Genomic DNA, 19,792 nt, shown 5'->3' on the forward strand with positions numbered 1-19,792 from the left:
TGGAAAGGGAGCGAGCGCACGCGAACGGTGGCAGAAGGCCACCCACGAGACCGGGCCACCCCCGATACCGACTGAAGCGGTGGAGGTGACCCGATCGCGACAACCCTGACAGGCAACGAACCGACAGGAGCTGTTCAACGATGAATCATACGCGCAGGCGTTCGCGCAGACGAGGGCTCGCCGCCCCCGTCGCGCTCGCCGTCGGAGCGCTCGTCCTCGCCGGCACGCCGGCGTTCGCGCACGACGGCGTCGACCACGGAGCGGAGACGGGAGCCGACGCGGCGCTCGACTGGTCGCACTACGAGAAGATCCTGCTCACGAAGAACGTGGGCGAGCCGATCGACCTCACCGTGCTGCCCGACAGCCGCGTGCTGCACACCGCGCGCAACGGCGACATCCGCCTCACCGACCCGGCAGCGGGCGTCACCTCGGTCGTCAACACGATCGACGTCTACGCCAACTCCGAGGACGGGCTGCAGACGATCGCCATCGACCCCGACTTCGAGGAGAACCACTGGGTCTACCTGGTGTACGCCCCGCGCGACGCCAACGGCGACGGCGTGGCCGACACCCCGACCGGCTCGGCACCCAACTCGCTGCCGGCCGGCGCCGACTCGAGCTACTGGAACCAGTGGCTCGGCGTCAACCGCCTCTCGCGCTTCCAGTGGACCGGCGACGACATCGACCTCGCCACCGAGCAGGTCATCCTCGACGTCCCCGTCCAGCGCGGCCAGTGCTGCCACGTCGGCGCCGACATCGACTTCGACGGCGACGGCAACCTCTACCTGAGCACCGGCGACAACACGCCCGCGAGCGCCCCCGGCGCCAACGGCTTCGCGCCGAACAACGACGCGCCCGGCATGAACCCCGGCTTCGACTCGCGACGCGGCGCCGGCAACACGAACGACCTGCGCGGCAAGATCCTCCGGATCCACGTCGAGGAGAACGGCTCGTACACGATCCCCGAGGGCAACCTGTTCGCCCCGGGCACCGAGAAGACCCGTCCCGAGATCTTCGTGATGGGCGTGCGCAACCCGTTCCGCATCGAGGTCGACCCCGAGACGAACTCGCTCTCGTGGGGCGACTACGGGCCGGATGCCACGAAGGCGGTCGCCTCGACCGCCGGCCGCGGCCCGATGGGCATCGTCGAGTGGAACACCACCAGCCTCGACGACCCGCACAACTCGGGTTGGCCGTACGTCACGGGCGACAACTTCGCCTACAACGACTGGGACTTCGCGACCGCGACGCCGGGTGCGTTCTTCGACCCGCAGAACCTGGTCAACGACTCGGCCTGGAACACCGGCCTCACCGAGATCCCCGACGCGCGTCCCGCCACGCTCTACTACGGCGACAACCCCGGCGACCAGCCGTGGGACGAGCTCGTGAACTTCGGCACCGGCTCCGGCCAGGGCCCGATGGGCGGACCGGTCTACCACTACGACGCCGACAACCCGTCGACGGCGAAGTTCCCGGAGTACTGGGACGGCAAGGCCTTCATGGGCGAGTTCTCGCAGGACTACATCGCCGCCTTCACGGTGGACTGGGACGCCGACGAGGTCACGCACATCCAGGACTTCCTGCCGAACACGGCGCTGACCGCCGCCGCGCAGCCGATCCACGACAACCCGATGGACATCGAGTTCGGCCCCGACGGGTCGATGTACGTGCTCGACTACGGTGACGGCTTCTTCCGCGCCAACCCCGACGCCGGCCTGTACCGGATCGACTACGCCGAGGGCAACAAGGCGCCGCAGGCGCGCTTCACCGCCACCCCCGGCTCGTCGTCCGCCGCGCCGGTCGAGGTGAAGTTCGACGCGTCGACGAGCACCGACCCCGAGGGCGGCGCGCTCACCTACGCGTGGGACATCGACGGCGACGGCACGTTCGAGTACGAGGGCGCCACCGCGACCCACACCTACACCGAGCTCGGCGCCTACACCGCCCGACTCCGGGTCACGGACGCGGGCGGCAAGTACAGCCTCACGAGCAAGGTCGTCTCGGTCGGCAACCAGGCCCCCGCGGTCACGGTGCAGTACCCCGAGAACGGCGGCTTCTTCGACTGGGGCCAGGCCATCCCGTACAAGGTGACCACGGCTGACGCCGAGGACGGCAACGAGGTCGTGTCCACTCGCGTGAACTGGACCTACGGCCTCGGCCACGACGAGCACGCCCACCCGGAGGTCTCGGGCACCGGCGCGACCGGCGCGTGGAAGACCGACCCGAACTCGCCCGAGCACGGTGCCGGCGCCAACCTCTACGGGGCGGTCGTCGTGACCTACACCGACAACGGCGCGAACGGCCTGCCGGCCGCGTCGGGTGAGGCCGCGCTGCGACTGAACCCGAAGACGCAGGAGGCCGAGTACGCCATCCAGCGCAAGGGCGTCGTGGTCTACGAGGACGAGACCGCCTCCGGCGGGACCGCGATCCGCGGCCTCGGCACCGACGGCGGCGTCGCCGACTACCTCCGGTTCGACCCCGTGAGCTTCTCGGGGATCACCGGGGCGGTCATCCGCGCCAACGGCGCCGGCAAGGTCGACCTCCGTTGGAACAGCGCCACCGCGGCGCCGTTCGCCTCGGCGACCATCCCCGGCGGCTCCGGCTGGAAGGACGTCGAGATCGCCTTCACCGCTCCCACCGGCAGCGGCCAGCTGTTCGTGACCTCGGCGAACGAGCTCGCCGTCGACTCGATCAAGATGGTCGGCAACGGCGTGGCGGATGTCACGGCCCCGACGGTCGCGCACACCCTCACCCCGGGCACCCCGACGGGCGTCGGCGGCGTGTTCAACGAGCCGGTCCGGTTCGCCGTGCAGCCCGCCGACAACGGGGCGCTCGCCAGCGTGCAGTACTCGCGCGACGGCGGTGCCACGTGGACGGCCCTCGCCGCGAACCAGCAGTACGGGGTGACCTTCCAGGCGAAGGGCACCTACGACCTGCGATACCGCGCGACCGACACCGGCGGCAACGTGTCGCAGGTCGGCCAGGTGTCCTTCAAGGTCGACCTGGACGCGCCGAACGAGCCGACGGTCGACAGCCGCACGCTCGTGACGCTCGGCTCCTCGCGGGCCTCGTACGGTGAGGCGACTCCGGTCGCCGTGCAGGTGACCGGTGCGGGCGGCGTGCCGTCCGGCGAGGTCGCGCTCACCATCGGCGACGCCGAGGTCGGCCGCGGCACCCTCGACGCCGACGGCAAGGCGACCATCACCCTGCCGGCCGACCTCGCGGTGGGCACCTACACGCTGCGGGCGTCCTACCTCGCCGACGAGGTCTTCAAGACCTCGGCCGGCACGGCACGACTCACGGTCGCGCAGACGAAGTCGATCACCGACATCACCGTCTCGCCCGACCCGGTCAAGCCGGCGGTGGCAGCCAAGGCGACCATCGAGGTCACCTCGACGACGGGCATCGTCCCCGTCGGCGGCGTCACGGTCAAGGTGCTGAAGGGCACCTCGACGGTCGCGACCCTGACCGGAACGCTCGACGAGTCCGGCCATGTCGTGGTCACCCTGCCGAAGCTCGCCTCCGGCTCCTACCAGATCCAGGTGTCGTACGACGGTTCCGCCGGCGTCGCCAAGAGCACGGACACGGCCAGCCTGACCGTGCGCTCCTAACCCCGGTGGGGCCCGCGCAGGGCGCGGGCCCCACCACCCTGACCGACCCGGGTCGCCCGGTTCGGGTTCGCCTCGAAGGAGAGAGATGAATCACCACCACAACCACGGCCACCCGACGGTGTCGGCGAAGCCGATGAGCCGGCGGAACCTGCTGCAGGCGCTGGCCGCGTCATCCGTCGCCGTCGGCCTCGGTGCGCTCGCCGCCCCGTCCGCCGCATCCGCGCTGGGCACCGCTGCCGCCGCCGCGACCCCGACCGCCAGCGGCGGCGCACGCCTCGTGCCCGTCAACCGGATCGGCATCCAGCTGTTCACCGTCCGCGACAAGCTCAGCGGCGCGGGCTCGATCGGCTTCCGTCGCCTGTTCGAAGAGCTCAGCGCGATGGGCTACTCCGAGATCGAGTTCGCCGGCTACACCCAGGGCGGCGCGGGCGCGATCACGCCGGCCGAGATCCGCCAGCTGCTCGACGACAACGGCCTCCGCGCCGTCGGCAGCCACGTCAACCTCAACGCCTCGAACATCGACCAGCAGATCGAGATCGCGAACGTCCTCGGCATGCCGTTCCTCGGTCAGGGCGGCGCCATCGCCAGCGGGCGGACGGAGGCGGCCTGGACCGCGGCGGCCCAGAACTGGAACACCTGGGGCGCGAAGGCGAAGGCCGCCGGCGTGAAGCTCTACACGCACACCCACAACGGCGAGTGGAACTGGACGACGGACGCAGCGGGCGTCAACACCAGCCGCCGCGTGTACGACCTGCTGTGGGACGAGTTCGACCCGGACCTCGTCGCGTTCGAGATGGACATCTACTGGGCGTACGTCGGCCGGCACCAGTACCCCGGATTCCAGCCGGTCGACTACCTGAAGCGCGACCCGCGCCGCTTCCCGCTCGTGCACCTCAAGGACGGCAAGCTCAACCCGGCGAGCGGCAACGGCTACGACATCATCGAGTTCGGCGCCGGCGACATCCCCTACGCGGAGATCCTCAAGGAGCTCCAGCGCAACCGCGGCCAGCGCTTCGGCATGTACGAGCAGGACAACGCGTCGTCGACCGCCGCCGGCGGCAACGCGCTCAACTCGCTCGGCAACGCCGCCCGCAGCTACGACCAGATCGCCGCCCTCCGCGGCTGACCCTCGAACCCCGAAGGAGAACACGTACATGAAGACCCACTGGAAGGCCACCGCGATCGCGGTGCTCGTCGCAGGCGGCAGCCTCGTCGCCGTGCCGGCGTACGCGGCCGACCTGAGCTGCGCGAGCGACCTCGGCGACCAGGTCGTCAACGGCAACCTCGTCGTCGCATCGGGCGCGAACTGCGTCCTCGGCGGCGCGACCGTGCACGGCGACATCATCGTCGAGGCCGGCGGCTGGCTGGACGCGACCTCGGTCATCGTCGACGGCGACGTCGAGGCGACCGACGCGTACGGCGTCCTGCTCGACGGCACCAGCGTCGCGGGCGACATCAGCGCCTACTCGGACGGCACCCGCTCCGGCTTCCTCTACATCAACGACCTCGAGGTGGCCGGCTCGGTCGCCGCGGGCGGCATCGACGTCGAGGTGACCGACAGCACCATCGGCGGCTCGTTCGCGACCCAGGAGGCCACCTACGTCGACCTCGTCCGCACCTCGGTGGTCGGCGACGTGTCGATCGACGGCTCGGCGTGGGGCGCCTCGCTCGCCGGCGCGATCGTGCAGGGCAGCGTGTCGGTGAGCAACAGCTCGCGCGACGTGCTGATCGGCGCGGACGACGAAGGCGGCGCCGACGCGTTCGCCAACACCATCGGCGGCAACCTCGTGCTGAGCGGCAACACCGCCAACCTGCGCGTCGCGAACACGACGGTGCACGGCGCGCTGGAGCTCGACGGCAACACCCCGCTCGCCGCGCTCGGCTCGGGCGTCGCGGCCGGCTCGGTCGACGGCGACTACACCGGCACCGCGCCGGGCGCCCCGGCGGCCGGCGACCAGGCGATCGCCGTCACGGTGCCCGCCCAGGCGCCGGGCGAGCTGATCTGGTCGCTCGAGGGCACGTCGGCGCTCGTCGACCTCGGCGTGGCCGAGGAGCAGCTCGACCACTTCACCGCCTCGGGCGAGATCGTCCCGATCCGCGTCCAGGACACCCGCGCCGGTAACCCCGAGTGGTCGCTCACCGCGCAGGTGTCGGACTTCAAGGCCGGCGGCGAGACCGTCTCCAGCAAGTACCTCGGCTGGACGGCGAAGGTCCTCGACAACTCCGGCGGCGCCGTCGCCGGTTCGCCGGTTCCGAGCGGCTACGAGAGCGGTGACGGCCTCTCGGTCGCCCGCACCCTCGCCAGCGCCCCCGACGGCCACGCGCGCAGCGCCTCCGTCGTCGGCGCCGACCTGGATCTCAAGCTCCCGCTCGAGACCCCGCGCGGCACCTACACCGCCACGATCACGCTGACCGCCCTCAGCTGATCACCCGCGTCCGGGCCCCGGCCTTCCGGGGCCCGGACGCACCCCTCGAACACCGCAGTTCCGAAAGCGAGCACGAGCCCATGTCCCAGGCCGTCCACCCCCTGCACGTCCCTCCGTCCGCTCCCGCCCGCGCCTCGCGCGGCCGTCGCCGATTCCGGTTCGCCGCGCTGGCCGCCGTCGCGCTCGCCGCGTGGCTCGCCCCGGTCGCCGTCGGCGGTCTCGACACCGCCCGCGCGGAGGAGGCCGAGGCATCCGACACGACCGTCTCGTGGAGCGTGCGGCCCGCAGACACGTTGCAGGGCACCGCTCGCCCCAACTTCGGCTACGAGGCCATGCCGGGCGAGACGATCGACGACGCGATCCTGGTGACCAACCGCAGTACCACGGGCATCGAGCTCGACGTCTACGCGGCCGACGGCTTCCTCACCACCGACGGCTCGCTCGACATCCTGACCCGCGACGAGGAGTCCACCGAGCTCGGCAGCTGGGTCGACGTCGAGACCGAGACGGTCTCCGTCGCCAGCGGCCAGACCGTCGAGATCCCGTTCTCGGTGACCGTGCCCGCCGACGTGCCGCCCGGCGACTACGCCGCGGGCCTCGTCGCCTCGATGAGCGTCGACGCCGAGGGCGTCGTCACCGAGCGCCGCCTCGGCTCGCGGATGCACCTGCGCGTCCTCGGCGAGCTCGCCCCGGCCCTCGCGGTATCGGATGTCTCGGTCGCCTACGCCGGCACCCCGAACCCGTTCGCCCCGGGCGACGCGACCGTCACCTTCACGCTCACGAACACCGGCAACGCGCGCCTCGCGCCGGGTGCCGTGGTGAGCGTCGCCGGGCCGTTCGGCCTCGCGCCGATCACGGTGCGGAGCGCCGAGATCCCCGAACTCCTGCCGGGCAGCTCGATCGAGCGCACCGTCCAGGTCGCCGGCGTGCTGCCCCTCTTCCTCCTCACCGCCGACCTCGCCGGCTCGGCCGACGTGGTCGCGCGTCCCGGCGACGACGTGGCCGCCGTCGACGTGACCTCGGTCGCGGCATCCGCGTCGACCTGGGCCGTGCCGTGGACGCTCCTCGCGCTCATCCTCGCCGTCGCCGCCCTCGTCGCGTGGCGCCTGGCCGCCCGCCGGCGGGCGAAGGCCGCGCAGCAGCGGGCCGTCGGCGACGCCGTCGCGGCCGCGCTCGCGGAGCGCGACGCCGCTGATGCGTCGCGTGCGACGGATGCCTCGGTCGCGTCGGATGCCTCGGGTGCGACGGATGCCTCGGGCGCGACGGATGCGTCGAGCGATGCCGGCCCGACCGAGGGTGCCGGCGACGGCGCCCGGGAGCGCGTCGACGCGGGCTGACGCATCCGGCACAGGCTGCCGGCGGCGCGAGGAGGGACACCACGCGCCGCCGGCGTTCGTCGTGCCCCGCCCGACCGCCTGGCCCGTCTGGCTCGCCCGGCCCGCTCGCCCTGCCGCGGATGAGGAGGAACTCGCCGACACGCCGTCTGGACGGTTCCGCCGCGCCGACGGCCGCCGAGTTTCTCCTCATCGGGTGTGGGTGTGTGTGCGGGGTGGGGGGTGCGGGTGCGGAGTACGTGCTGGTGCGGGTGCACAGCGTGCGGCGTTCCGGTGCCTGCGGGCACGCGGAAGCGCCCGGCCCCACGAGGGACCGGGCGCTTCGGTGTTCTCGGCGGATCAGGCCCGGATGAACCCCGAGCTCAGCGACTCGGGCGACAGCGCGTGCTCGACGGCGAGCATGCTCGCCCCGATCACGGCCGCCTTCTCGGCCGACTGCGACTGCACGATCGAGAGGTACTCGGTGGCCAGCGGCGTCGAGCGGGTGTAGACGACCTCGCGGACGCCGGCGATGAGGTGCTCGCCGACCCGGGCCATCCCGCCGCCGATCGCGATGACCGACGGGTTCATCAGGCTGACGCACGCCGTGAGCACCTCGCCCACGTCGCGGCCGGCCTGGCGCACCGCCTGGATCGCGTCGATGTTGCCGCGCTTCACGAGGTCGACGACGTCGCTGCCCGTGTGGGCGTCGACGCCCTGCTCGCGGAGCGCCCGGGCGATCGCGGGGCCCGAGGCGAGGGCCTCGAGGCATCCGCGATTGCCGCACTGGCAGGGCACGCTCGCGCCGCGGGCGACCTGCACGTGGCCGATGTCGCCCGCGATGCCCTGCGCGCCGCGCTGGAGCTGCCCGCCCGAGATGAGCCCCGAGCCGATGCCGGTCGCGATCTTGACGAACATGAGGTGCTCGACGTTCGGCCAGGCGACCGCGCGCTCGCCGAGCGCCATGATGTTCACGTCGTTGTCGACGAGCACCGGCACGGGCAGGTGCTGCTGCACCCAGCCGGGGATGTCGAACCGGTCCCAGCCCGGCATGATCGGCGGGTTCACCGGCTGCCCGGTCGAGTGCTCGACCGGCCCGGGCACGCCGATGCCGACGGCGGCGACGTGCGACCGGTCGCGGCCGGTGCGCTCGAGGAGCAGCGCGGCGCCCTGCACGAGCCAGGTGAGCACCGGCTCGGGCCCGAGCGTGACGTCGAGCGGCTCGCTGTGCTCGGCGAGCAGGCTGCCCGTGAGGTCGGTGATCGCGACGGTGGCGTGCGACGCGCCGATGTCGGCGGCGACGACGACCTTCGCGGCCGGGTTCAGGGCGAACTGCGACGGCGGTCGCCCGCCGGTGGAGACCGCGTCGGCGACGGGGGTGATGAGCCCCATGCGCATCAGCTCGTCGACGCGGGCGGCGATCGTCGAACGGGCGAGCCCCGTCGACTTCGCGAGTTCCGCGCGCGTTCGAGGCACCCCGTCGCGGAGCAGCTGGAACAGCTGGCTCACGCCGGTCACGGTCTGGGGTGAATCGGTCGTCATACCTGCCACGCTCTCAGTACACCATTACTTCCGCTGATCGGCGGCTGACTTCTGCACAGAACCCCTCGGAATGGTGCCATGCTCAGTCAGCCGCCGCGCTCATGCGGACGAACGTCCGGAGGACCGGGCGAACCGCTGCTGGAGCAGCACCGCGACGATGATGATCACGCCCTTCGCGACGGCCTGCACCGACGACGACAGGTTGTTCTGCACGAACACGTTCGACAGGGTGGCGAAGATCAGCACGCCGAGCACGGTGCCGGTGATGGTGCCGCGACCGCCCACGAGGAGCGTGCCGCCGACCACGACGGCGGCGATCGCGTCGAGCTCGTACAGCTGGCCGTGCGTCGAGGTGCCCGCCGTCGTGCGGCCCAGGATCATCACCGCGGCGATGCCCGCGGAGAGGCCGGCCAGCGCGTACAGGTAGACCGTGTGGCGCTTGACGTTGATGCCGGCGAGGCGCGACGCCTCGCGGTTGCCGCCGATGGCGACGGTGCGGCGACCGAACGTGGTGCGGTTCAGCAGGACCCAGCCGATGACGGCGACGATGGCGAAGATCCAGATGAGGATGTCGACGCCGAGGAAGTCCGCGTTGAAGAAGTTGATGAAGTCGCGCGAGTCGATCGTGAGCGTGCGGCGCTCGGCGAGGATCTCGGCGAGGCCGCGGGCCGCGACGAGCATCGCGAGCGTCGCCATGAACGCGACCACGTTGCCGTAGGCGATCACGATGCCGTTCACGAGGCCGGCGGCGAGGCCGACCGCGAGGGCGAAGACGACCATCACGATCCAGTGCGAGCTCTCGGCGATGCTCTGCGTCGCGTCGAGCGTCGCGACGACCGACGCGAGGCCCATGACCGAGCCGACCGAGAGGTCGATGCCGCCCGCGATGATGACGAAGGTCATGCCGACGCTGATGACGCCGATGATGGAGGCCTGCCGCAGGATCGTCAGCGTGTTGCTCCACGTCGTGAACGTGTCAGGCGCGGTGATCGCGCCCACGATGACGATGAGCACGAGCGCGAGCACGAGGCCCAGGTTGCGCCCGGCTGCGCCGGAGAGGAGTCGCCGCACGGGCGAGGGCTTCGGGTCGAGGCCGGGGGTGACGCCCGTCGAGGGCGTCGGGTCGACGGCGACGTCGCCGCCCGGGGTGGTCTGCTCGCTCACGCGGCAGCTCCTTTCATGACGAGGTCGAGCACACCGTGCTCGTTGATTGCGGAGGCGGGGAGGGTGTCGAGCACGTGGCCGTCGGCGACGACGAGCACGGTGTCGGCGAGGCCGAGCACCTCCTCGATCTCGCTGGAGACGACGACGATGGCGTTCCCGGCGGCGGCGAGCCGGCGGATGAGGGCGTAGATCTCGGTGCGGGCGCCGACGTCGACGCCGCGGGTGGGTTCGTCGAGGAGGAGCACGCGGGTGCCGTGCACGAGCCAGCGGGCCAGCAGGATCTTCTGCTGGTTGCCGCCGGAGAGGGTGACCGCGGCGCGGTCGGGGTCGGCCGGCCGGAGTTCGAGCGCCTCGATCTGGTCGCGCGCGCTGCGGCGGGCGCCCCGCTCGTCGAGGAAGCCGCCCTTGGCGAACCGGGCCATCGAGGCGAGCGTGACGTTCACGTAGATGGGCTCGTCGAGCACGAGGCCCTGGCTCTTGCGCTCCTCGGGGGAGAGGCCGACGCCGGCGCCGACCGCCGAGACGACCGAGCCACGGCGCAGGGACTTGCCGGCGACCGTGACGGTGCCGGCCGTCGCGCGGCGCGCGCCGTAGATGGTCTCGAGGATCTCGGAGCGGCCGGAGCCGACGAGCCCGGCGAGCCCGACGATCTCTCCCGCGCGGACCGAGAACGAGACGTCCTCGAAGGCGCCGGCGAGGGCGAGCCCGTCGACGTCGAGCACCGTGGGGGCGTCCGCGGCGATCGGGGTGGCGGGCGGGAAGACGTTCTCGACGGTGCGGCCGGTCATCAGGCGGATGAGGTCGGCGGTCGGGGTGTCGGCGACCGAGAGGCCGTTCGCCATGCTGCGGCCGTCCTTGAGGACGGTGATGCGATCGCCGATCTGGCGGATCTCCTCGAGGCGGTGCGTGATGTAGACGACCGCGATGCCGGCGGCGGTGAGCTCGCCGACCACGTGGAAGAGGTTCTTCACCTCCTCCGAGTCGAGGACGGCGCTCGGCTCGTCCATGATGATCAGCTTGATATCGTGCGACAGGGCGCGCGCCATGCTGACGATCTGCTTGTTGGCGGCGCTGAGCGACCCGACCTCGGCGTGCGGCGAGAGCTGCGAGTGGCCGAGCCTGGCGAGCAGCTCGCGCGTGCGCTTGGCCGCCTCGCTGCGGCGGCTGAATCCGCCGCGCGCGAGTTCGTGCCCGAGGAACACGTTCTCGGCGACGGTGAGGCCGTCGACGACGTCGAGCTCCTGGTACATCGTCGCGATGCCGAGGTCGATGGCGGCCTGGGGGTCGGGGATCTCGACGGGCTCGCCGAGCCACGAGATCTCGCCCTCATCGGGGCGGTGCACGCCGGCGAGCATCTTGATGAGGGTCGACTTGCCCGCGCCGTTCTGGCCGAGGATGCAGTGCACCTCACCGGGACGGATGTCGAGGTCGACGCCCTTGAGGGCACGGACGCCTGCGAATGCCTTCGTCACCCCCCGTACGAGGAGTAATGACGCTGAATGGTCAACTTTGATCACGGAGCGAACATAACACGGCCTCCCAGCGGCACGCGACCCCTTCTTGACGGATGGCTCGGCCATCGCAGACTCCCTGATTTCGCGCGAAGCCCCCCGTTCGGGTGCGGAATCACCGGGATCACGCACTTCTGCCAAGCAAATAACAAAAGTTGCCAAATGACGTTTCACTTCTGCTACGGTGATGCAAGTCGACGCGGACCCCCTCGATGGTGGCTGCTTCACCTCGGGTCATCCCCGCGTCGTTCGAAGCTGCATCACATTCAAGGAGGAAACGAAATGCGCTCGATTCGGACAGCGCGGATGCGCACCATCCTCACGGGGACCGCGCTCCTGGCCGCCGTCGGCCTGCTCACCGGTTGCACCAGCGGTGGCGAGACCGAGGACGTCGTCGACCAGGGCACCACCACCGAGGAGAACGCCGCCAGCGGCGACACGGTGGTCATCGGCTTCTCGGGCCCCGCCGCCGACCACGGCTGGCTCGGCGCCATCAACTCCGGCGCCCAGGCCGCGGCCGACAGCTTCGACGACGTCGAGTTCCGCGTCGCCGAGGGCACCAACGACGCCAACGCGCAGATCGCGGCCGTCGAGACCTTCATCAACGAGGGCGTCGACGCCATCGTGCTGCTGCCGACCGACGGCGCCGCCCTCACCGAGGTCGCCATCAAGGCCATGCAGGCCGGCATCCCCGTCGTCAACGTCGACCGCGAGTTCTCCAGCCCGTTCGCCGCCCGCAGCACCATCCTGGGCGACAACTACGGCATGGGCGTCTCGGCCGGCACGTACATCTGCGAGCAGCTCGACGGCCAGGACGACGCGGTCGTCGCCGAGATCGCGGGCATCGACTCGCTTCCGCTCACGCAGGACCGCTCGCAGGGCTTCGCCGACGCGCTGGCCGACTGCGGCCTCGAGGTGGGCGCCCGCGTGGCCGCCGACTTCACCGTCGCCGGCGGCGAGGCGGCAGCGTCGCAGCTGCTCTCGGCCAACCCGAAGATCGACGCCCTGTGGAACCACGACGACGACCAGGGCGTCGGCGTGCTCGCCGCGATCAACTCGGCCGGCCGCGACGAGTTCTTCATGGTCGGCGGCGCCGGCTCGAAGAACGCGATGGAGGCCATCGAGGCCGACGACTCCGTCCTCAAGGCCACGGTCATCTACCCGTCGACGCAGGCCGCCGACGGCGTCGCGCTCGCGCGCCTCATCGCGCAGAGCAAGACGCTCAGCGACCTGATCACGCCGAGCGTGCCGAACCGGATCGTCCTCGACGCCCCGGTGGTCACCAAGGACAACGTCTCCCAGTACATCGACCTCGCGTTCGAGTCCTGATCGCCGACGGGGCGCCCGGCCGCACGGCCGGGCGCCCCGCCCGACTCCTGAGAGGAGCACCACGTTGACACAGGAGCTTCGCGTCGCCATGATCGGCCACGGCTTCATGGGCGCCGCGCATTCCCAGGGCTGGCGGGTCGCCCCGCGGTTCTTCGACCTCCCGCTCGCGCCCGCGATGCAGGTCGTCGTCGGGCGGGATGCCACGGCCACGGCCGCGGCGGCCGCCCGCTGGGGGTGGGCCGAGTCCGCGACCGACTGGCGCGAGGTGATCGCCCGTGACGACATCGACCTGGTCGACATCGTCACCCCGGGCGACACGCACGCGGAGATCGCCATCGCCGCCCTCGAGGCCGGCAAGCACGTCCTGTGCGAGAAGCCCCTCGCGAACACCGTCGAGGAGGCGGCGGCCATGGCGGATGCCGCGGCCAGGGCCGCCGAGCGCGGGGTCGCCTCGATGGTCGGCTTCACCTACCGCCGGGTGCCCGCGGTGGCGTTCGCCCGGCAGCTCATCGCCGAGGGCCGCCTCGGGGACATCCGCCAGGTCCGCGCGGAGTACCTCCAGGACTGGCTCATGGATGCCGAGGCGCCGCTCACGTGGCGCATGAAGAAGGAGCTCGCCGGCTCCGGCGCGCTCGGCGACATCGGGGCGCACGCCATCGACCTCACCGAGCACGTCACGGGCCAGCGGGTCGACCGCGTCACCGGCATCATCGAGACCATCGTCGCGGAGCGACCGCTGCTCGAGCACGGCTCGGGCCTCAGCGGCACGGCCTCGGCCGAGCGCGGTGCGGTCACGGTCGACGACCTCGCGCTCTTCACCGGCCGGCTGTCCTCCGGCGCGCTCGCCTCCTTCGAGGCGACCCGGTTCCGCACGGGGCGCAAGAACGCGTTGCGCATCGAGGTGTCGGGCTCGCGCGGTGCGCTGGCCTTCGACCTCGAGCGGCTCAACGAGCTCGAGTTCTACGACGCGACGCAGCCCGCGACCGAGCAGGGCTTCCGTCGCATCCTCGTCACCGAGCCCGACCACCCGTACCTCGCGGCGTGGTGGCCGACCGGCCATATGCTCGGGTACGAGCACGGCTTCTCCCACCAGGTGCGCGACCTCGTGGCCGCGATCGCCGACGGGACGCAGCCGGAACCGTCGTTCGCCGACGGGCTGCACGTGCAGCGCGTCCTCGACGCGGTCGAGCAGAGCTCGGCGGCGGGCGGCACCTGGGTCACCGCCGCGGATTGATCCGCGGCCCGCTCACGACACGAAAGGGAATCGCGATGGCGCGACCGATCACGTTGTTCACCGGCCAGTGGGCCGACCTGCCGTTCGAGGAGGTGGCGAGGCTGGCGGGCGAATGGGGCTACGACGGCCTCGAGATCGCCTGCTGGGGGGACCACCTCGACGTCTCCAGGTGGGACGACGACGCGTACGTGCAGGGCCGGCTCGACATCCTCGAGCGCAACGGCCTGAAGGTCTGGACGATCTCCAACCACCTCGGTGGCCAGGCGGTGTGCGACGACCCGATCGACCAGCGCCACCGCGACATCCTCAACGATCGCATCTGGGGCGACGGCGACCCCGAGGGCGTGCGGCAGCGCGCCGCCGAGGAGCTGAAGGACACGGCCCGCATGGCCGCGAAGCTCGGCGTGAAGACCGTCACCGGCTTCACCGGCTCGTCGATCTGGAAGTACGTGGCGATGTTCCCGCCGGCGACGGCCGAGATGGTCGACGCCGGGTACGAGGACTTCGCCGCCCGGTGGAACCCGATCCTCGACGTGTTCGACGAGGTGGGCGTGCGCTTCGCGCACGAGGTGCACCCGTCGGAGATCGCCTACGACTACTGGACGACGGTGCGCACGCTCGAGGCCATCGGGCACCGCGAGGCGTTCGGCCTGAACTGGGACCCGAGCCACATGGTCTGGCAGGACCTCGACCCGGTCGGGTTCCTGTGGGACTTCAAGGACCGGATCTACCACGTCCACTGCAAGGACACGAAGAAGCGCCTCGACAACGGCCGCAACGGCCGGCTGTCGTCGCACCTGCCCTGGGCCGACCCGCGACGCGGTTGGGACTTCATCTCGACGGGCCACGGCGACGTGCCCTGGGAGAACGCGTTCCGCATGCTGAACGCGATCGGCTACGACGGCCCGCTGTCGGTCGAATGGGAGGACGCCGGCATGGATCGGCTCGTCGGCGCCCCCGAGGCACTGGGATTCGTGCGACGCCTGTCGTCGTACGAGCCCTCGGGGGCGGCGTTCGACGCCGCTTTCAGCTCCCGGTAGCGGGCACGGGCTCGCGCGGCGCCCGGGCTGCGCGAGCCCGAACCTCCTCCCGGGCGTCCGCGGGCGCGGCAGCGCCCGCGTGCCGGCTGCGCCCGGGCCGCGGTGCCGCGCGGCTCAGCCCCCGGCGAGCTCCACGAACCGGCGCAGCATGCGCCGCGGCGCGGTGACGGATGCCCCGCGCACGACGGTCGCGATCGCGTCGAGCTCCTCCGACGGGAAATATCCGTAGTCGCGGTAGAGCGTCGCCCGGGCGATGAAGTCGTCGGTCGTCACCTCGGGATGGAACTGGGTGGCGTAGACGCGCGCCCCCGCCCGGTACACCTGCACGGGGCATCCGGCCGACGAGGCCAGCAGCACCGCCTCGGCGGGCAGGACCGTCGTCGCCTCCTTGTGGCCGACGAGCGCCGTGAACGGCGCGTCGAGGCCGCCGGTGAGCGGGTCGGCGCGACCGGCGTCGGTCAGCGTGATCGCGACCGGGGCGACCGCCTCGCCGAACTCCGGCCCGACGGTGCCGCCGAGCACCCGGGTGAGCACGCCGATGCCGTAGCAGGTGTAGAGCACCGGCAGGTCGCGTTCGAGCGCGTGCTCGGCGAGCCGCACCAGGTCGGCCTCGACGTGCTGCTGCACGGGCGGCTTCTGCGGCTCGGGCGTGGTCACGTTGAACGGGCTGCCGCCGATGACGACGCCGGCGTAGTCGTCGAGGTCGACGGTGGCCAGGCGGTCGAGGTCGAGTCGGAGGTGGTGCAGCCGCTCGGCCGGGAGCTCGGTCGCCAAGCGCACCGACGCGACCTCCGCCTCCACGGCGGCCGGCTCCGGGCGCACCGAGAGCAGCAGGAAGGGCCGGTCGTCCACCATGCCTCCATCGTCCCGCTCCCCGGCGCACCCGCGCCACTCGTGTGACGCCGCGTCGCGCGCGCGGCACGCGCGAGCGGCACGCGGGAGTGGCAAGCGGGACGCGCTAGCGCGTCGGACGGGGTGCGCGCAAGGGGGGCTTCGGGCGCGTCGCCGCGTGGTTGTCTCGTGTCACCCCGAAAAACCAAGGAGCACGACATGGGATTCTTCGCATTCCTCATCCTCGGCCTCATCGCCGGTGCCATCGCCAAGCTGATCCTCCCGGGTCGCCAGGGCGGCGGCTGGTTCATCACCCTGCTGCTCGGCGTCGTCGGCGCACTGCTCGGAGGGTTCCTCGGCAGCGTCCTGTTCGGTGTCGGGCTGGAGGAGTTCTGGGACCTCGGGACCTGGCTCCTCGCCATCGGCGGCTCGATCGTCGTGCTGCTGATCTACGGCCTCATCACCCGAGGCAGCCGCCGCACCACCTGACGCAGGGCGGCGCGCTCCGGAGCGCGGTTCGGGATGCCGTGGGGGGATCCCGAACCGCGCTCCGTCGTGTCGGGGGAGCGGCGGGTCGGCGGCGTGCGCGGCGGCTCAGCGACAGGGCTCAGCGACGACGGCTCAGCGGCGGCGGCTCAGCGGCGGCGGCCGCGCTGCGACTTCGAACCCGAGCCGCGGCCCGGCTTCGCGCCCTTCGCGGGCTTGCCGCCCTTGGCCGGCTTCCCGCCCGCGCCCGGCTTCCCGCTGCCGGTGCCCTTCGCGCCGCGACCGGCGGGCTTCCCCGCAGGCTCGGCGGGCGGGGCATCCGACCCCCGCGAACTCCGCGTGGTGCGTCCGCGCACCACGCCCACGAACTCCTGGATGTCGTCGTCGTCGCGTTCCACCCGCCAGACCAGGGCGATGCGCGTGGGCGGGGCATCCTCGAGCGGGACCGCGACGACGTCGCGCCGCTGGTGCAGCCGCGCGATCGAGTGCGGCACGATCGCGTAGCCGGTGCCCGCGCCGACCAGTTCGAGCGTCATCGCCGGGTCGTCCTGCACGGGCGCCTGCGGCTCGCCCTCGAGATCCGCGAGCGACAGCGAGGCGGATGCGTCGGCGAGCGGATGCCCCTTCGGCAGCGCGGCGACCGCCACCTCCTCCCAGAGCGCGATGCGGTGGAGGCCCTCGGCGTCGGCGGGCAGTCGCACGAACGCGAGGTCGGCCTCGCCGGCCAGCAGCGCCGCCAGTTGCACGGGCTCGTCGACCCGGCGCGCATCGAGGGGCTGGTCGGGTCGACGCTCGCCCCAGGCGCGCAGCCACTTCGCGGGGCTCACGCCCTGCACGTAGTCGAGCCGCAGGACCATCCGTTCAGGCTATCGGGGTACGGTGGCAGGGTGAACCAGCAGCAGGGCAAGGCCCAGACGATGAAGGCGGAGACCGCGGCGAAGAAGCTCGGGATCCTCCTCGAGGCCGCCCCCGAGTCGTTCCGCGACGGGCTGGTCACCCGCGAGGAGTTCCTCGCCCTCCAGTCCGACCCGCCGGAGTGGCTGCAGGTGCTGCGCCGCGAGGGCCCGCACCCCCGCCGCGTCATCGCGGAGAAGCTCGGCATCTCGAACTCCGGGCTCGCCCGCGGCGGCGTCACCGAGTCGCTCACGACCGAGCAGATCAAGGAGCTGCTCGCGTCGCCGCCGGAGTGGCTCGTGCAGGAGCGCGCCACCCAGGCCGAGGTGCGCGCCGAGAAGCGTCGCGTCGCCGAGCGCGACGCCGAGCGCGCCGCCCGGCAGGCATCGGGCGGCGGCGGCCGCTAGGCGTATCGCGCGCCGAGCCACGCCACGAGGTCGCCGAGCTCGCGCTCGGAGATCGAGTGGCCGAGGCCTTCGTAGATGCGCGCGTCGAGGTCGACCTGCTCGGGCAGCCACGCCTGCGTGTGCGCGATGAGCTCGGGTGCGATCACGTCGTCGGCCGACCCGCGACCCCAGAACACCGGCGGCCGCACCTCGGCGAGCCGGTCGTCGCCGTCGCGCTCGCCGGGGAGCGCGAAGCCGGCGACCGCGGCCGCAAACGCGAACCGCGCCGGATCACGGCGCAGCAGCTCGATCGACATCGCGCCGCCCTGCGAGAAGCCCAGCAGCCCGATGCCCGTCGCCTCCGGGGCGGCTCGGTCGAGCCACTCGATCACGGCGGTCGTCGCCTGCTCGGCGCCCCCGACCGACTCGTCGGGTCCCTGGCCGAACAACGGGAACCACGCGTACCCGTAGCCGGCGTCGATCGGCGCGCGCACCGACGCGATCACGGGCTGCAGCGGCAGGTAGGGCGCGAGGCCGAACAGGTCGCCCTCGTGCGAGTTGTAGCCGTGCAGCAGCAGGAGCAGCGGGCGTCCCGCCCGGTCCTCCTCGCTCGCCGACCAGAGGACGGCCTCGTCATCGATGCGCATCCCGGCATCGTACGCGAGGCGAGCGCACCCGGTCGCACCCGGCCGCCGGGCGCCCGGTGGGGCAGAATCGACCCATGAGCGTGCGCACCCCGGATCCGGACTGGACTCCCGACGAGCCATCCGTGCCGCCGTCGACGAACCCCGGCTGGTTCAGCGACCTCGAGCTCGCCGAGATCCGCGGCCGGCTGCCGCTCTTGTACGTCGAGGCGCTGCCGGTGCGCGTCGACGGGCTCGGCCAGGTCACCGAGGTGGGGCTGCTGCTGCGCGCGAACGCGGTCGGCGAGATGACCCGCACGCTCGTCTCGGGCCGGGTGATGTACGGCGAGACGGTGCGCGACGCGCTGTTCCGCCACCTCGAGAAGGACCTCGGCCCGATGGCCTTCCCGCTGCTGCCGGCGAGCCCGGTGCCCGCGGCGGTGGCCGAGTACTTCCCGCTGCCCGGCATCTCGCCGTTCACCGACGAGCGCCAGCACGCCGTGTCGCTCGTCTACGTGGTGCCGGTCACCGGCACGTGCGAGCCGCGCCAGGACGCGCTCGAGGTGAGCTGGATGCCTCCGGCGGAGGCCGCGAGCGATGCCGTCGGCGCGGAGCTCGAGGGCGGGCGCGGCGTGCTGGTGCGCCAGGCGCTGGCCGCGGCGGGCGCGCTGCGCTAGCGGTGTCCCCGGTGGTCTCGACAGGCTCGACCACCGGTGGTTGAGCCTGTCGAAACCACGCGAGGCGCGGTCGCGGTCTCAGCGCACCAGGCGCACCTCGTGGATCTCCTCGCCGAGGAACGGCTGGTCCTGCTCGGCGCCGTCGACGACGAACCCGTTGCGGGCCCAGAAGCGGTGCGCGCGGGGGTTGTCCTCGGCGACCCAGAGGTAGGCCGGCTCGTCGCCGAGCGTCGCGTCGAACAGTTGCTTGCCGATGCCGGTGCCGTGGTAGGCGTCGAGCACGTAGATGAAGTAGAGCTCCCGCTCGCGCGGGGCGTCCTCGTCGCGGGCGGGACCGGCGCCGGCGAAGCCGACGATCTCGCCGTCGACGAGGGCGGCGTACTGCGAGTACTCCTCGCCGCGTTCGGCGAGGTGGTTCCAGAGCTCGGCCATGCGGCGCGGGGAGAGGTGCTCGAAGGCCGCGGCGCTGATCAGGTGGTCGTAGGTCTCGTGCCAGCAGGTGGCGTGGACGCGACCGAGCGCCTCGGCGTCGGAGTCGCGGATGGGGCGGATTGCTGCGTGGGCAACGACATTGGTGCTCATGAGAGCAAGGGTAGGCGAGGGTCCCTCGGGACGGAAATCGAGGGCGACCGCCCGGGCGCGTTGCCGGCTCAGGGTTGCCACCGGCCCGCCCGTCAGGGCTGGCGTCCCCGAGGAGCAGTGCAGGCCCGGTGCTGCGCGCGGCG

17 protein-coding genes are annotated in these 19,792 nt (G+C 72.2%); 10 read left to right on the forward strand and 7 right to left on the reverse strand.

Going from position 1 to position 19,792, the window contains the following annotated elements:
- Window positions 1–140 precede the first annotated feature (140 nt).
- The 4 genes from ACGGZK_RS08100 to ACGGZK_RS08115 all read left to right on the forward strand — a co-directional run bounded on the left by ACGGZK_RS08100 (window position 141) and on the right by ACGGZK_RS08115 (window position 7,374).
- Window positions 141–3,611 carry a PQQ-dependent sugar dehydrogenase gene (locus tag ACGGZK_RS08100; protein ID WP_395245757.1) on the forward strand — a complete coding sequence of 1,157 codons (3,471 nt, stop codon included), beginning with the start codon at window positions 141–143 and terminating at the stop codon, window positions 3,609–3,611.
- Between the two features lie 85 nt (window positions 3,612–3,696).
- Entirely contained in the window at window positions 3,697–4,737 is a 1,041-nt protein-coding gene (locus tag ACGGZK_RS08105) for a sugar phosphate isomerase/epimerase family protein (protein ID WP_395245758.1), read from the forward strand.
- 28 nt (window positions 4,738–4,765) lie between these two features.
- Window positions 4,766–6,037 (forward strand): hypothetical protein, encoded by a 1,272-nt coding sequence (locus ACGGZK_RS08110; protein WP_395245759.1) that lies wholly within the window; start codon window positions 4,766–4,768, stop codon window positions 6,035–6,037.
- 80 nt (window positions 6,038–6,117) lie between these two features.
- Window positions 6,118–7,374 carry a DUF916 domain-containing protein gene (locus ACGGZK_RS08115; protein ID WP_395245760.1) on the forward strand — a complete coding sequence of 419 codons (1,257 nt, stop codon included), beginning with the start codon at window positions 6,118–6,120 and terminating at the stop codon, window positions 7,372–7,374.
- A gap of 336 nt (window positions 7,375–7,710) precedes the next feature.
- Here ACGGZK_RS08115 and ACGGZK_RS08120 read toward each other — a convergent pair whose 3' ends face one another.
- The 3 genes from ACGGZK_RS08120 to ACGGZK_RS08130 form a co-directional block, all read right to left on the reverse strand.
- On the reverse strand, window positions 7,711–8,892 hold the full coding sequence (locus ACGGZK_RS08120) for an ROK family transcriptional regulator (protein ID WP_395245761.1): 1,182 nt from the start codon (window positions 8,890–8,892) through the stop codon (window positions 7,711–7,713).
- 99 nt (window positions 8,893–8,991) lie between these two features.
- Entirely contained in the window at window positions 8,992–10,056 is a 1,065-nt protein-coding gene (locus ACGGZK_RS08125; RefSeq protein ID WP_395245762.1) for an ABC transporter permease, read from the reverse strand.
- A complete protein-coding gene (locus ACGGZK_RS08130) occupies window positions 10,053–11,528 on the reverse strand; it encodes a sugar ABC transporter ATP-binding protein (protein WP_395245763.1) in 1,476 nt (491 codons plus the stop codon). Before ACGGZK_RS08130 ends, ACGGZK_RS08125 begins: the two co-directional genes overlap by 4 nt.
- 321 nt (window positions 11,529–11,849) lie before the next feature.
- On the opposite strand from ACGGZK_RS08130, the gene ACGGZK_RS08135 reads away from it, so the two are divergent.
- The 3 genes from ACGGZK_RS08135 (at window position 11,850) to ACGGZK_RS08145 (ending at window position 15,170) form a co-directional block, all read left to right on the forward strand.
- Window positions 11,850–12,896 carry a substrate-binding domain-containing protein gene (locus tag ACGGZK_RS08135; protein WP_395245764.1) on the forward strand — a complete coding sequence of 349 codons (1,047 nt, stop codon included), beginning with the start codon at window positions 11,850–11,852 and terminating at the stop codon, window positions 12,894–12,896.
- An 88-nt stretch (window positions 12,897–12,984) separates the two neighbouring features.
- Window positions 12,985–14,130, forward strand: coding sequence for a Gfo/Idh/MocA family protein (locus tag ACGGZK_RS08140; RefSeq protein WP_395246052.1), 1,146 nt, complete (start codon window positions 12,985–12,987; stop codon window positions 14,128–14,130).
- A gap of 35 nt (window positions 14,131–14,165) precedes the next feature.
- Entirely contained in the window at window positions 14,166–15,170 is a 1,005-nt protein-coding gene (locus tag ACGGZK_RS08145) for a sugar phosphate isomerase/epimerase family protein (RefSeq protein WP_395245765.1), read from the forward strand.
- Window positions 15,171–15,284: 114 nt separating this feature from the next.
- Here ACGGZK_RS08145 and ACGGZK_RS08150 read toward each other — a convergent pair whose 3' ends face one another.
- Window positions 15,285–16,025 (reverse strand): glutamine amidotransferase, encoded by a 741-nt coding sequence (locus ACGGZK_RS08150; RefSeq protein WP_395245766.1) that lies wholly within the window; start codon window positions 16,023–16,025, stop codon window positions 15,285–15,287.
- A 195-nt stretch (window positions 16,026–16,220) separates the two neighbouring features.
- Between ACGGZK_RS08150 and ACGGZK_RS08155 the strand changes: the two genes are divergently transcribed.
- A complete protein-coding gene (locus tag ACGGZK_RS08155) occupies window positions 16,221–16,490 on the forward strand; it encodes a GlsB/YeaQ/YmgE family stress response membrane protein (RefSeq protein WP_395245767.1) in 270 nt (89 codons plus the stop codon).
- Window positions 16,491–16,636: 146 nt separating this feature from the next.
- Here the strand turns inward: ACGGZK_RS08155 and ACGGZK_RS08160 are convergent, their stop codons facing one another.
- Complete coding sequence (locus ACGGZK_RS08160; protein WP_395245768.1) at window positions 16,637–17,344, reverse strand: LysR family substrate-binding domain-containing protein; 708 nt, start codon at window positions 17,342–17,344, stop codon at window positions 16,637–16,639.
- Between the two features lie 60 nt (window positions 17,345–17,404).
- Here ACGGZK_RS08160 and ACGGZK_RS08165 point away from each other — a divergent pair, with 60 nt between their 5' ends.
- Window positions 17,405–17,788 carry a DUF5997 family protein gene (locus ACGGZK_RS08165; RefSeq protein WP_395246053.1) on the forward strand — a complete coding sequence of 128 codons (384 nt, stop codon included), beginning with the start codon at window positions 17,405–17,407 and terminating at the stop codon, window positions 17,786–17,788.
- Here ACGGZK_RS08165 and ACGGZK_RS08170 read toward each other — a convergent pair.
- Window positions 17,785–18,414 carry an alpha/beta hydrolase gene (locus ACGGZK_RS08170; protein ID WP_395245769.1) on the reverse strand — a complete coding sequence of 210 codons (630 nt, stop codon included), beginning with the start codon at window positions 18,412–18,414 and terminating at the stop codon, window positions 17,785–17,787. The genes ACGGZK_RS08165 and ACGGZK_RS08170 overlap by 4 nt on opposite strands.
- A gap of 74 nt (window positions 18,415–18,488) precedes the next feature.
- Here ACGGZK_RS08170 and ACGGZK_RS08175 point away from each other — a divergent pair, with 74 nt between their 5' ends.
- The gene (locus tag ACGGZK_RS08175; protein ID WP_395245770.1) at window positions 18,489–19,067 is read left to right on the forward strand and encodes an NUDIX hydrolase family protein; all 579 of its coding nucleotides are present in this window, start codon (window positions 18,489–18,491) and stop codon (window positions 19,065–19,067) included.
- A 78-nt stretch (window positions 19,068–19,145) separates the two neighbouring features.
- On the opposite strand, the gene ACGGZK_RS08180 is transcribed toward ACGGZK_RS08175, so the two are convergent.
- Complete coding sequence (locus tag ACGGZK_RS08180) at window positions 19,146–19,649, reverse strand: GNAT family N-acetyltransferase (protein ID WP_395245771.1); 504 nt, start codon at window positions 19,647–19,649, stop codon at window positions 19,146–19,148.
- Window positions 19,650–19,792: the final 143 nt, after the last annotated feature.

The sequence above is a fragment of the Agromyces sp. MMS24-K17 genome, from assembly GCF_043950245.1.
Lineage (GTDB): Bacteria > Actinomycetota > Actinomycetes > Actinomycetales > Microbacteriaceae > Agromyces.